Here is a 13,466-nt window from a genome sequence, read left to right as displayed (position 1 = left end):
TGAAGGGTCGTTCAAGACCAGGACGTTGATAGGTCAGGTGTGTAAGCGCAGTAATGCGTTGAGCTAACTGATACTAATTGCCCGTAAGGCTTGATCCTATAACAGGTGTGTTTTGTGTCGGTCAGGGTTAGTGCTTCAGCACTTACCTGGCCCCCACCCCCGAAGGGGGCAACACACACGCACGGTTGAGATCAGTGTTGTGCCAGAAACAACACAACCCGGAGCCTGTTCAGCAGCTCCTCTGGTGAGCATCACCAGAAACTACTTCTTCCCGATTGGTTGTGCTGCCTCACAGAAGCAGCACGACAACAAGTCATGCCTGATGACCATAGCGAGTCGGTCCCACCCCTTCCCATCCCGAACAGGACCGTGAAACGACTCTACGCCGATGATAGTGCGGATTGCCCGTGTGAAAGTAGGTAATCGTCAGGCTCCCCCGCAGTGAACAGAAACCCCACCCCCAAAAGGTGGGGTTTCTGCGTTTGGGGCGCCCGAATCCGGTGGGCGCAACGGCAGAAAACGGCTGGGAAACCGCGCTCCATCCTCTCCCCGCACGTCACTGCTTCCCGATCCGTAGCGCGTTAGCATATCCGGTCAGCTCCAGATAGCCCCGGCCCACCGACGCGCCATCGCGACTCACCCGCACGGCACCTTCCCAATACACCGCACCGGTCGATTGCCGCGAGTCGAGTTCCTGATCATCCATCAGCGGATCAAGCCTCCATGTCAGCGAGCCGGCTTTAACGCTCATCGACACGGGGTACAGTGCGTTCGTGCGCGGCGAGCGCCAGATGCAAACCGGCGTAAAGTCGACCTGATCGGGGCCGAACGCCGTCACGTGACCAACTGCGTTGCGAAGGGCGGCATGCGCCCACATTGCGTGTCCATCGCGGCCGCGTACTTTGAATGCCATCAGCGCTGAGCCGTCAGCGAGGTTGGCCCCCAGCCAATCCCATCCGACCGCATTGGCGTCGAGCAATGTGCTCGACCACTCGTGATCCAGCCACGCCATGCCGCTTACCGCAGTATTCCCGCGCGATGTACTTCCCGCCGCGTTCGGACGCACCACGCTGCCCGTCACGCGCAATTGCGGTTCACTGTAGTAATAGCTCGCCTGTTCCGGCCGAGGACCTTTGCGGGAATAGCCGCGCTCACCCTGGATCAACGGCGCTTGCGTCGGCGTCAGCGTGAGATGCAGCGAGAAGCCGTTGGCGTCGACATCTACGGCGTAATGACCGTCCGCTGCGCGAATGATTTTCCAGGCGTCGAGCTTGACGTCGGTATTGCCTGGCTGAGCATAAGCGAGTCCGAAGCCCTGACGGGCAATGTGCTGATCGTGGGCAAGATGCCCGAAAGCAGGATCGCTCAATGCAGCATGAGCAATGATCAACTGCGACGGCGCAAAAGCACTCGGATCGGCGGCATCGTGGCCCGTCGCCGAGCGGAAAAACGTGATCTGAAAACCAAGCGGCTGATTGTCCGGGGTCGTGAGCCAACCCGTCGCGTACCACCATTCGGTGCGAAAAGCCGGGTGCGCGCCGCTGTCCTGGGGCAGCGCGATCGGGTGGTCTGGTGTGACTGCGGCAAATTCGACGGGCGCGGCGAACGCGGACGACGCAGCGAGCAGGCCGGCGTAAAACAAACCGCGAAGGCGAGGGCGCAATCGCCGGAGACTCGTTGCGCCCGCGTAGGGGCCTTGCGTTAAAGCAATATCTCCACGTGAGATGCCGGGCGAAATCACCTTAACGCAAGGCGCGGCTATCTCGCGCGCCGAGAGCGCAGTACGAGGCGCGAGTCGGCCCAGAGCCACGCAAGATGCAACGGCTACATCAGCGCGCGTCGCCCCTTCATCTCCCGGCCCCTTCACCAACTCACTCGACACCCATCGCATCACCAATCCTCCTTCACCGCGCGCACCGCATCCACCGACACCGCGCTGCGTCCCGCGATCACCGCTGTCGAGCACGACGAAGCCAGCATCACCAACGCGACCGTCCCCAGCACGATCCATGGCACGTGCAGCGACATGGTCCAATGAAACGACTGCGGATTGACGACGAACACGAGAATGAGGCTGATCGCGAATCCAAGCACAAAGCCCATCGCAATGCCACAAGCCGTAAGCATGCCGCCTTCCAGCGCAAGGATTGCGAGAACCTGCGTGCGAGTCACGCCGACGTGCCGCAACATGCCGAACTCGCGTGCCCGCGCGAGCGTCTGCGCGGAAAACGTCGCCGCGACGCCGAACAGCCCGATCACGATGGCAACCGCCTCGAGCAGATACGTGACCGCAAAGCTTCGATCGAAGATCACCAGCGTGCGCGTGCGAATCTCGCCCGGTTGCGACAGGGCCAGCGATGCGCCAAAGGGCAGTGCGCGCAGCCCGCTGATCACGCGTTCGACGGGCGTGCCTCGCTGAATGGTCACGGCGACATCGGTCGCAGTCATGTCGGTGGTGAGGCGCCGGTAATCGGCAAGCCGTATCTGGATCGCACCGCTTTGGCGCACGTAGTCGCGCCACACGCCGGCCACGACGAACACATGACCGCTGTCGCCCAGCGGCAATTGCACTCGCTGGCCGAGCCGGTATCCATACAGATCGACCATTGCTTCGGACACCCAAACAGGCGTTTCGCCTGGTCGAAGTTCGGATGACGGCAGTACCACACCGGTCATCTGCAGAGTCGCGCCCGGATCGTCAGCGTCGATTTCGCGCGCGAGCACGGCGACGTCCGGCCGTGCAGGATCGAGCGTGAGATGCGACGTGCGGGCAAAGGCGGCGGTCTTGATGCCGGGCACGGCCGCCAGCAGCGCCTGCTCGTCGGGGCGCAAGCCGCCAGTATCGCCGTTCGGCGCCGCGCGTACGTACAGATCGGCGGAGAGCAGATGAACGAGCCAGTCTTCGACGGACACACGGAAGCTGGCCACCATGATCGCCATCGCAACGATCAGCGCGAAGCTCGACAACACGCCGCCCATGGCGATCGCTGCGTGCCCTGGCGCATTCGCGAGACGCGCCATCGCGAGCGTGCCAGCGACGCCCGCGCGACGTCGTGCGGCAAATGCGCGACTCGCCGCGCCGAATATCAGCGCGGTCACGCGCGGCATCAGCGCAATCCCGCCGATCAGCAGCAGGGCGACGGCGGCATAGCCGCCAATCGGCGCATCGAACCAGGGCGGCGCTTGCGTAAGAACGGCGGCGCCCAGCAGGCATATCAAAGCGGGCCACGGCGTGGCGAGACGGGTCAATGCGCCTTCCTCGGCGCCTGCCTTGAGCGCAGCCGCGGGCCTTGCGTGTGCCGCTTCGAGCGCGGGCGCCAGGCTGCCAACGACCGACACCGCGATGCCGAGCAACAGGAACACCGCGCTAGCCAGCGGTTCGAAACCCACCTGCGGCTGCACGCCGGGAAAGTAGCCGCCACCGAGATCGCTGCCGAAAAAGCGCAGCGCGCCGCTTGCCATCGCATAGCCGAGCGCGAGTCCGCCCAGCGAGCCGAGCAGACCCAGCAGCGCGCCTTCCAGCAGGATCTGCCGCAGCAGTTGACCGCGCGTCAGTCCGAGCACGCGCAGCATGGCGAACTGCGCGCGACGCCGCACGACGCCCAGCGCCTGCGTCGAAAACACAAGGAACGCGCCGGTGAAGAGGGCCACCAGCGCGAGCACGTTCATGTTGATCCGATAGGCACGCGACAGTCGATCGGTACGGCTTTCGGCGTCGCGCGGCTCGGCGATTACCCACTGTTTGCCGAGTCGCGCCTGCAGATCGCGCCTGAAGCGCTCGCGATCGACGCCGCGCTCGAGTTGCAGATCGACGCGCGACAGCTTGCCCACCTTGCCGAACTTCCACTGAGCCGCGGCGATATCCATGACGGCGAGCCGTTGACCCGGACGCGTCCTCACGAGGCCGCCCGCCACGCGCAAGCGCATGATCGACGTGCCGCTTTGCAGCGCGATGTCGTCGCCGGTTTTGACGTTCAGCCATTGCTGCGCGGCCGATGAGAGAAACACTGTATCGGACGCGAGCGTATCGAACGGACGGTCCGGCGAAGGCACGCCGACCAGATCGGGCGCGATACGGCTCGCCTTGAACACGTCGATGCCGAGAACCGGCAGCGCGGCGTTGCGGCTCGGGACCGCGACATCGAGTGCGAGCACGGGGCTCGCCAGCGCCACACCGGGTTCAGTCGACAGACGCGGATAGATCGACTCGTCGAACCAGGGCTGCGCGCCGCGCACTTGCAGATCGGCTTGGCCCGAGAGACTGCGGGCCGCCGCCGAGAATTCGTTGAAGGCCGCGCTGTTGATCAACTGCACCGCGTAACCGAGCGCGACGCCGAGCGCGATCGTCGCGACGGCAACCAGCGCGCGTCCGCGATGGCTACGCCATTCGGCGCTCAGCAGCCAGCGTGCGAGAACACGGTGTCCCCGCGTGCGCAGCAAGGGGGGGAGATCAGCGCGCATCGTCGGCTGAGCGGGCGGGGGAACTGCGCGTGCGAGACGACGGGTTGGTCGCCGCGGATGTCGCGGAGTCCGTAGATTCCCCCGACTCCGCGTGCAAGCCGCCGTCGCTCAGGATCAGGATGCGGTCCGCGACGGCCGCCGCCGCTTTCGAGTGCGTCACCATGATCGTCGCCGCGCCGGTCGCCTTGCTTTGCGCGCGGAACAAGCCGAGCACGTCGTGTGCAGTATCGGGATCGAGGTTGCCCGTGGGTTCGTCGGCGAGAAGCAGTTTGGGACGATGCACGAGCGCCCGCGCAATCGCGACGCGCTGCAGTTCGCCGCCGGAGAGTTGGCGCGGAAAGTCGTCGCCGCGGCCGCTCAGGCCGACCGCGGCGAGCATGTCGAGCGCGCCGTCGGTCGGCAGATCGTTGAGCAGCAGCGGCAGCGCCACGTTTTGCGCGAGCGTCAAATGAGGCAGCACATGAAAGGCCTGGAATACGAAGCCGAGCTTGCGGCGGCGCAGGCGGGTCGCCGCATTGTCGTCGAGGCGCGTGACGGAGTTGCCGTCGATGATCACGTCGCCGCTATCCGCGCTGTCGAGCCCGGCGATCAGATTGAGCAGCGTCGATTTGCCGACGCCCGAGTCGCCCATGATCGCGACGAATTCGCCCGGCCCGAGCGTGAAGTCGAGGTGCGCCAGCACGATACGGCCCGCGCCGTATTGTTTGCTCAATCCGCGGCATTCGAGTGCGGGAACGGCAACTTCGTCACGAAGTGTCATGCGGTATCCAGGAAATCTGGCCGGCGAAGGCAATGCCCGGCGGGACAGGAAAGTGTGCCTGCTTACGGGCAGGTCTGCATGCAAGTTGCCGAAGTATATGCGGCGTCTGTAAGGAACACGGAAGCGGCGCGCGTCATCGGTTCATCGGTTTGGACGGTTGGGGCAGGCGAACATGCTTGGGGATTTTTCGGGCGTCAGCCAAAGCCGATTAGAGTGCCGGGCCAAAAAATTTTCTGTTCGTGAACGTCCGAAATTTTCGCCCACAGCATGAAATCGGCACCTGGACAGACTCCTATCGCTAGCATGGTCTGTTCCACGGTCGCGCCTGAATAAAGCTGCGTGTGCAAGAGCGGCTAATTCGCTGCCAAATTGCCAGCTTCTGTTTGTAAATTTCTTTGTTTGGATCGGGCTGTACGAAGTTTGTGCAAACGCACATTTTCATGCGTTTCGCAAGCGTATGCGTTGCAACAATGTATTGTGTCGGGCATCGCAGCGTTGTTGCGCTGCAAAAGTGCTCTTATCTTGGTAATCTCCCACCCTTGGTCATTCGACTGCGGGTAAACGTGTAGCGGAAACCCCCCGCTCGCGTTTCAAATTCAGCGAAATCCAGCTTACAAGTCCATTTCATCGCTTTCTCTTTTGAAGGCCTTGATGGGGCGTTTTGTACTTAAAGTTTTCGACAGAGCACATGCCATTGCCTCTTCTTAGTCTTCTCATCTGGATCCCCATTGTCGCCGGGTTGGTCGTCTTGCGAGCCGGATCCGACGCGGCACGCAGTCGCACACGTTGGCTCGCGCTGGCCGGCGCGGTCGCAGGTTTCCTGCCGGTGATTCCGCTGGTCGCGAATTTCCGCAACGACGTCACGTCGATGCAGTTTGTCGAGAACGTCCGCTGGTCGCCGACGTTCGACATCGCATGGCATTTGGGAGTGGACGGGATTTCGCTGTGGCTCGTCGCGCTGACCGCGCTCACCACGATCATCATCGTGGTCGCGTCGTGGGAATCGATCACCCAGCGGACCGCGCAGTACTTCGGCGCGTTCCTGATGTTGTCGGGCTTCATGCAGGGCGTCTTCACGTCGCTCGACGGCATGCTGTTCTTCATTTCGTTCGAAGCGACGCTGATTCCGCTGTATCTGCTGATCGGCACGTGGGGCCATTCGAACCGCTCGTATGCAGCAGTGAAGTTCTTCTTCGTGTCGTTCCTCGGCTCGCTGATGATGCTGATGTCGATGCTGTATCTGTACAGCCAGACGCACAGCTTCGACCTCGCGCTGTGGCGTGAAACGCACCTCGGCACGATGCCGCAGATCCTGATCTTCCTCGGCTTCCTCGCTGCGTTCGGCGTGAAGGTGCCGATGTGGCCGCTGCATACGTGGCTACCCGACGTCCACCTCGACGGCCCGACCGGCGCCGCCGTGATGATCGGCATGCTGAAGCTCGGCGGCTACGGTCTGCTGCGCTTCGCGTTGCCGATCGCACCGCAGGCAAGCCACTTCTTCGCGCCGATGATGATCACGCTGTCGCTGGTCGCCGTGATCTATTCGAGCCTGCTCGCGCTCGTGCAAACCGACATGCGCCGTCTGCTCGCGTATTCGACAGTGGCGCACATGGGTCTCGTGACGCTTGGTCTGTTCGTCTTCAACCGCATTGGCCAGGCCGGCGCGATCGTGCAGATGCTGTCGTACGGCGTGGTGTCCGGCGCGATGCTGTTGTGCACCGGCATGCTCTACGACCGCACCAGGACCGCATCGATTGCCGAGTACGGCGGCGTCGCCAACACCATGCCGCGCTTCGCCGCGTTCGTGATGCTGTTCTCGATGGCCAATATCGGCCTGCCGGGCACGTCGGGTTTCGTGGGCGAGTTCATGGTGCTGATGGGGGCGATCCGCTTCAACTTCTGGATCGGCGCAATCGCCGCTTCCACGTTGATCCTGAGCGCGGCCTACACGCTGTGGATGTACAAGCGCGTGATCTTCGGCGCGATCGCCAATGCGCGCGTCGCGAAACTGAAGGACCTCGGCAAGCGCGAGTTCGTGCTGCTCGGCGCGATGGCGTTGCTGGTGCTGGCGATCGGTCTCGATCCGAAGCCGTTCACCGATGCGATCGATCCGTCAGTCGGCACGCTGCTCGCGCAATCGGAGCGCTCGGCTCATCCCGCGGACGACTCCGCGCCGGACGGCGGCGAGCATCTGCAGGCAGCAGCACCGGCACCGGTCGCCACCGCGGTCCGCACGCCGGGCTGAGGACACGAGGTGTTGCGCGGATGCAGCACACGCGTTTCGCGGATGCTGCTTCGCTCACGCCTCTTTTCGCATCTACTCGAATCCCTTGCGTATTTCCGGCGCGGCTCGGCCTTCAGGTCAAGTCGCGTTTTAGCGCTTTTTTCAAGGGCTTTTTGTGGTGCGTCAACTTTTCAGTGCTTAGCGATGGAGTACTGAGCCCCGCGCTTGCATGCAGGTGTGCGGCAACGTGTCGCACTGAGGTGCGACGCAATAGACCATTGCAAAAACGATGCTTTATTGCCACTCGACGTGCCCCTACTATGCGAGCGCTTATTAATGGAGAGCCGTCGAATGACGTTCGTTGAAGTCCTAAAAAAGAGGCAATGGATATGAAAGGAAAGACTCTGCGTGGGTCGATCAGTTTCCTATCCATCGGCCTCGTGTTGCTGCTCTCGGGTTGCAGCAACCTCGATATCCTGAATCCGAAGGGAAGTGTGGGTCTGGCGGAACGTGATCTGATCGCGACGTCCACCTGGGCCATGCTCATTGTGGTCGTTCCGGTGATCTTCCTCACGCTGCTGTTCGCGTGGCGCTATCGCGCGTCGAACAAAAGCGCTGAATACCGTCCGAAGTGGGTTCACTCGACCGGTATCGAAATCGCCGTCTGGACGATTCCGACGCTGATCATTCTGTTCCTGGCCGTGTTGACGTGGAAGAGCACGCATGAGCTCGATCCGTACCGTCCGCTCGAGTCGCAGGTCAAGCCGATCAACGTCGAAGTCGTCGCACTCGACTGGAAGTGGCTGTTCATTTATCCCGACCTCGGTATTGCGTCGGTGAATCAGCTTGCGATCCCGGTCGGCACGCCGGTGAACTTCCTGATCACCTCCGACACGGTGATGAACTCGTTCTTCATCCCGCAACTCGGCGGCCAGATCTATGCGATGGCTGGCATGCAAACGCGTCTGCATCTGATCGCGGACGAAGCCGGCGACTACGCCGGTACCGCGGCCAACTTCAGCGGCAAGGGCTTCTCGGACATGAAGTTCCGTACGCTCGCCAAGTCGCCGGAAGAGTTCAACGCATGGGTTGCGAAAGTGCGCGCGTCGTCGGACACGCTCAGCATGGACCGTTACCACACGGTCTCGGCGCCGAGCGAGAAGGACCCGGTGCGCTACTTCTCGTCGGTCGATCCGAAGCTCTTTCACAACATCATCGCCCGATATAACAACGGCAACGTCATGGACAACATGAAGGACGCCAACTGCGGGCCGAAGGGATAAGCATGTTCGGAAAACTCTCACTAGACTCGATCCCGTACCACGAGCCGATCATCATGGTGACGGCTGCCGGGATCGCCCTCGGCGGTGCGCTCGTTCTGGGTCTGATCACCTATTTCGGCAAGTGGCGCTACCTGTGGACCGAATGGCTCACGTCGGTCGACCACAAGAAGCTGGGCGTGATGTACATCGTGGTTGCGCTCATCATGCTGTTCCGCGGCTTCGCGGACGCAATCATGATGCGTACCCAGCTAGCGCTGTCGTATAACGCGCCAGGCTTCCTGCCGCCGCACCATTACGACCAGATCTTTACCGCGCACGGCGTCATCATGATTTTCTTCATGGCGATGGCGTTCATGGTCGGCCTGATGAACATCATCGTGCCGTTGCAGATCGGTGCCCGCGATGTTGCGTTCCCGTTCCTCAACTCGTTGAGCTTCTGGATGACCGCGATCAGCGCGATCCTGATCAACATCTCGCTGGTGATCGGTGAATTCGCGCAAACGGGCTGGCTGGCTTATCCGCCGCTGTCCGAATTGCAGTTCAGTCCGGGTGTCGGGGTCGATTATTACCTGTGGAGTCTGCAGCTCTCCGGTATCGGCACGTTGCTGACCGGCGTGAACTTCTTCGTGACCATCGTCAAGATGCGCGCGCCGGGCATGACCTTCATGAAGATGCCGGTGTTCACGTGGACCGCGCTGTGCACGAACGTGCTGATCATGGCGGCGTTCCCGATCCTGACCGTCACGCTCGCGCTGCTCGGTCTGGACCGTTACCTCGGCATGCACTTCTTCACAAACGATGCCGGCGGCAACGCGATGATGTACCTGAACCTGATCTGGGCATGGGGTCACCCTGAGGTGTACATCCTGATCCTGCCGGCGTTCGGTATTTTCTCGGAAGTCGTGGCGACCTTCGCGAAGAAGCCGCTGTTCGGCTACAAGACGATGGTGTGGGCGACCTGCGCGATCATGGTGCTGTCGTTCCTCGTGTGGCTGCACCACTTCTTCACGATGGGTTCGGGCGCTGACGTCAACGCGTTCTTCGGCATTGCGACGATGGTCATTGCAATTCCGACCGGCGTGAAAGTGTTCAACTGGCTGTTCACGATCTACAAGGGCCGTCTGAAGTTCACGACGCCGATCCTGTGGACCATCGGCTTCATGGTCACCTTCACGATCGGCGGTATGACCGGCGTGATGATGGCGATTCCGGGCGCGGACTTCGTGCTGCACAACAGCCTGTTCCTGATCGCTCACTTCCACAACGTGATTATTGGTGGCGTGCTGTTCGGCTATCTGGCTGGTATGAACTACTGGTTCCCGAAAGCGTTCGGCTTCAAGCTGAATGAGAAGTGGGGCAAGGCATCGTTCTGGTTCTGGCAGATCGGTTTCTGGGTTGCGTTCACGCCGCTGTACGTGCTGGGCTTCATGGGCATGACGCGTCGTCTGAATCACTATGACAATCCGGATTGGCATCCGTGGCTGATGTTCGCGTGGGTCGGTGCGGTGCTGATCGCGATCGGTATCGTTTGCCAGGTGCTGCAACTGGTCGTCAGCATTCGCGACCGCAACCTGCCGCAAAACCGCGACGTCACGGGCGATCCGTGGGACGGTCACACGCTGGAATGGGCAACGAGCTCGCCGCCGGCGTCGTACAACTTCGCGATCATTCCGGACGTGCGTGAACTCGACGCATTCGCTGAAATGAAGTTGCGCAAGGATCAGCCGAAGCCGGTGTATCGCGACATTCACATGCCGTCGAACACGTCCGCGGGTCTGGTTGTGGCGATGTTCTCGCTGGTGCTGGGTTTTGCCGCTGTGTGGCATATCTGGTGGCTCGCGATTGTCGGTCTGGTCGGCTCGATCGGCACTGTGATCGTTTACAGCTTCCAGAAGAACGAAGGCTTTTACATCCCGGCCGCCACGGTCGCGGCGATTGAAGAAGAACGCTCCGGCGCCGGTGCGCAGGTCGCGTTGGAGGTGGATTGATGTCAAACAACACGCTTACGGCAGACTCGCATCATCACGATGCGCACCATGCCGATCACCCGCCGTCGCATTCGGTATTCGGCTTCTGGCTGTACCTGATGACCGACTGCATCATCTTCGCGTCGCTGTTCGCGGTGTTCGCGGTGATGCAGCACCAGTTCGCGGGTGGTCCGACCGGTAAGGATCTCTTCGAGATTCCCGGCGTGGCGCTCGAAACGACGATGCTGCTCCTGAGCAGCATCACCTACGGCTTCGCGATGCTGGGTGCGCACAAGAACCGCAAGGGCGTGCTGCTGTTCTGGCTCGGCGTGACGTTCCTGCTCGGTCTCGCGTTTCTCGTGCTGGAAATGCGCGAGTTCTCGCACCTGATCGCCGAAGGCGCGGGTCCGAGCCGCAGCGCGTTCCTGTCGTCGTTCTTCACGCTGGTCGGCACGCACGGTCTGCACGTCACGTGCGGCTTGATCTGGATGGTGGTGCTTGCCATTCAGGTGCTGCGCCATCGCGACCTGACTGAACGCGACCTGATTCGCCTGACGTGCCTGAGCCTTTTCTGGCACTTTCTGGACGTCGTGTGGATCGGCGTCTTCACCTTTGTCTATCTTGCGAGCGTGATCTAAATGGACCATAGCCATAACGCACACTCGGGCGAAGGTCACGGCAGCCTCGGCAGCTATATGACGGGTTTTGTGCTGTCCGTCATTCTGACTGTCGCGGCGTTCGGCCTCGTGATGAACGGAACGTTGACGGGCCAGAACGCGTTGTTCGCAATCGCGGGCCTCGCGTTCGTGCAGATCATCGTGCACCTGGTGTTCTTCCTGCACATGAATACGTCGTCGGCGCAGCGCTGGAATGTGACGGCGTTTGCTTTTACGGCGCTGACCGCTGTGATCGTGATCGGCGGGACGTTGTGGGTCATGCATAACGTCAGCATGAACATGATGTCGCGCTAAGCTGCAAACTGCTATAGCCTGAAAGAAAGCCCCGCAAGATGGAAGTCTTGCGGGGCTTTTTCATGCGGCCTTGATCTCTATGGTTATGGTGCTGATCAAGTGCCGTCGCGCAATGGTGCAATGCCACGCCCCGGCAGAAAAGCGAGCAGGCCTTTCATTGTGTAGAGCACGATCAGCGTACCAAGCCGATCGCCGACGAACATCGCAAAGAGCCGGTTGGCGATGTTCTGCGTCTCGCCACGCAAAAAGAACCAGAGGTGATGCAACAGCGGGCTCTCGATCGAGTAGGCCAGCATTAGTACGAGCAGGCGCTTCGCGGTGAGATTGGTGAGCGAGGCGCGCAAACCGTAGATCCCCTGCGCGACTCCATACACTGCGTAGGGCGCCACCGTCGCGATAATGCCGCCGACGAACGAGCGCAGTGCGTCGTTCGGAAAGAAATAGAAAAAGTCGACCAGCTAGCTCTCGAGCAACAAACCGAGCGCGCCGTCGCCGCCGAGGAGCAGCGTGGCGAGAAGGCGGATGCCGGCAGGCGGATAGATCCAGTTCACACCGCGCACGAACTCACTGTGCGTTAGGATCTCCTGATTGGCTCACAGCGAGAAGATGAATATCGCGGACGTGCCGATAACTGAAAAGAAATGCAAACGTAAGCTTTACGTCAAGTGTCAGGGTAGAATGCTCGGACCCGTATTCGGGAATCGCGCCATGTTAGCGCACGGGGTTTCGTTCCGCGCGCAAAGCATGCTGGCAAGAGTACTCATGACCCGTCCCGCCGATATTTATCTTCGCTTTCTGCAGTTGACCGAGGCCTTGCGCGGCTTGCCCTCGCTGCCGTCGCTCGACCCGTTGGAAGAGCGCATTCTTGAGTTGGTGGCGCGGGCCGCCCAGGCGCGCGAGCGGTTGTCGGTCAGAGACATGATGGCGAAAAGCGAGCTTGGCTCGCCGGCCATGTTGCATGCCCGCTTGAAGTCGATGCGTGAAAAAGGCTGGATTGTGCTCTCGGATACCGAGGACGCGCGGCGCAAGCAGATCGAGTTGACGCAGTCGGCGTTGCGGCATTTTGATAAGCTGTCGGAGTGTCTCGTGAAGGCGGCGAAAAGCGGGTAGGGCAGTTGCCGAAATTATTATGTTGCGTTAAAGAACTGAGGCCTTTTAGAGGCTTTTTTTCTGGCGTTTGATTTAATTTTATTGCTTGTATTGGCTCGCAAACGTTAGCGGCGACGCATTGTGTCCGATAGCTGCTTAAATGCGTAAACCACGGACGGTGACGCGACGTTTCTGCTTATCGGAAAACGGTGCTGTATGAATCGTATATTCGGTTGCTTTGACACAGGCAAGCCGTTGGGTCGATACGACAACTTTGTTTATATCGTTCGCACTGGTGATTTGTGCTTGCGCAGCGGCATCAAAATCGTTATATTTTTTATATCAAAACTAGAGCCTGAGAGAACCAATGCGGCGGCAGCGCGAGTGGACCAGGACCGCCGGGGCGTCAGTGAGGGTGTTGCGGTGGCGAGGCATTGGTAAGGCGTCGGCCATGCGTTTGCGGCGTTGTTCGGCGAGGGCGCATGTGGTTGCTGTATGCAGTTTCGAGTTGCTGCGAGGCTTGTCATTTGAATCGGTATGGCGAAGGTCCGACCCGTTTCAATTGAAGCTCGAAATACCCTTAGTAAAAAAGCTGAAACCAATTTTCTCTTTGATGTCAAGGGGGGGGGAGTGCCCGACGTCAAAAGAGTGAGAGAGAGGCGGCTCATTTCATGCGATAATAGTCGTTTCAAAATGTAAATGCTTGCGATG

10 protein-coding genes and 2 rRNA genes are annotated in these 13,466 nt (G+C 60.8%); 8 read left to right on the top strand and 4 right to left on the bottom strand.

The window, feature by feature from the left end; all coding sequences use genetic code 11:
• Positions 1 to 98, top strand: a 23S ribosomal RNA gene (locus tag FVF58_RS23220); the annotation flags it as partial.
• Positions 99 to 318: 220 nt separating this feature from the next.
• Positions 319 to 432, top strand: a 5S ribosomal RNA gene (rrf, locus tag FVF58_RS23215).
• Between the two features lie 124 nt (positions 433 to 556).
• On the opposite strand, the gene FVF58_RS23210 is transcribed toward rrf, so the two are convergent.
• The 3 genes from FVF58_RS23210 to FVF58_RS23200 all read right to left on the bottom strand — a co-directional run bounded on the left by FVF58_RS23210 (position 557) and on the right by FVF58_RS23200 (position 5,221).
• Positions 557 to 1,642, bottom strand: a complete 1,086-nt coding sequence (locus tag FVF58_RS23210) for a lipocalin-like domain-containing protein (RefSeq protein ID WP_246217167.1) — start codon at positions 1,640 to 1,642, stop codon at positions 557 to 559.
• A 248-nt stretch (positions 1,643 to 1,890) separates the two neighbouring features.
• Positions 1,891 to 4,461, bottom strand: coding sequence for an FtsX-like permease family protein (locus tag FVF58_RS23205; protein WP_149672171.1), 2,571 nt, complete (start codon positions 4,459 to 4,461; stop codon positions 1,891 to 1,893).
• On the bottom strand, positions 4,451 to 5,221 hold the full coding sequence (locus FVF58_RS23200) for an ABC transporter ATP-binding protein (RefSeq protein ID WP_246217163.1): 771 nt from the start codon (positions 5,219 to 5,221) through the stop codon (positions 4,451 to 4,453). The genes FVF58_RS23205 and FVF58_RS23200 overlap by 11 nt, the downstream gene beginning before the upstream one ends.
• A 688-nt stretch (positions 5,222 to 5,909) precedes the next feature.
• On the opposite strand from FVF58_RS23200, the gene FVF58_RS23195 reads away from it, so the two are divergent.
• From FVF58_RS23195 to cyoD, 5 genes are all read left to right on the top strand, one after another.
• Positions 5,910 to 7,466 (top strand): NADH-quinone oxidoreductase subunit M, encoded by a 1,557-nt coding sequence (locus tag FVF58_RS23195; RefSeq protein WP_149672170.1) that lies wholly within the window; start codon positions 5,910 to 5,912, stop codon positions 7,464 to 7,466.
• A 368-nt stretch (positions 7,467 to 7,834) separates the two neighbouring features.
• Positions 7,835 to 8,728, top strand: coding sequence for a ubiquinol oxidase subunit II (gene cyoA / locus FVF58_RS23190; RefSeq protein WP_149672169.1), 894 nt, complete (start codon positions 7,835 to 7,837; stop codon positions 8,726 to 8,728).
• Between the two features lie 2 nt (positions 8,729 to 8,730).
• The gene (gene cyoB, locus FVF58_RS23185; protein ID WP_149672168.1) at positions 8,731 to 10,716 is read left to right on the top strand and encodes a cytochrome o ubiquinol oxidase subunit I; all 1,986 of its coding nucleotides are present in this window, start codon (positions 8,731 to 8,733) and stop codon (positions 10,714 to 10,716) included.
• A complete protein-coding gene (gene cyoC / locus FVF58_RS23180; RefSeq protein ID WP_149672167.1) occupies positions 10,716 to 11,333 on the top strand; it encodes a cytochrome o ubiquinol oxidase subunit III in 618 nt (205 codons plus the stop codon). The genes cyoB and cyoC overlap by 1 nt, the downstream gene beginning before the upstream one ends.
• Positions 11,334 to 11,666, top strand: coding sequence for a cytochrome o ubiquinol oxidase subunit IV (cyoD, locus tag FVF58_RS23175; protein ID WP_149672166.1), 333 nt, complete (start codon positions 11,334 to 11,336; stop codon positions 11,664 to 11,666). It abuts the gene before it with no gap.
• Positions 11,667 to 11,761: 95 nt separating this feature from the next.
• Here the strand turns inward: cyoD and FVF58_RS54450 are convergent, their stop codons facing one another.
• Complete coding sequence (locus tag FVF58_RS54450; RefSeq protein WP_342802407.1) at positions 11,762 to 12,055, bottom strand: hypothetical protein; 294 nt, start codon at positions 12,053 to 12,055, stop codon at positions 11,762 to 11,764.
• Between the two features lie 373 nt (positions 12,056 to 12,428).
• Here FVF58_RS54450 and FVF58_RS23165 point away from each other — a divergent pair, with 373 nt between their 5' ends.
• Positions 12,429 to 12,776 (top strand): winged helix-turn-helix domain-containing protein, encoded by a 348-nt coding sequence (locus FVF58_RS23165; RefSeq protein ID WP_149672165.1) that lies wholly within the window; start codon positions 12,429 to 12,431, stop codon positions 12,774 to 12,776.
• Positions 12,777 to 13,466: the final 690 nt, after the last annotated feature.

This window comes from Paraburkholderia panacisoli (assembly GCF_008369935.1).
Classification (GTDB): domain Bacteria; phylum Pseudomonadota; class Gammaproteobacteria; order Burkholderiales; family Burkholderiaceae; genus Paraburkholderia; species Paraburkholderia panacisoli.
This window is presented reverse-complemented; position numbering and strand designations above follow the sequence as displayed.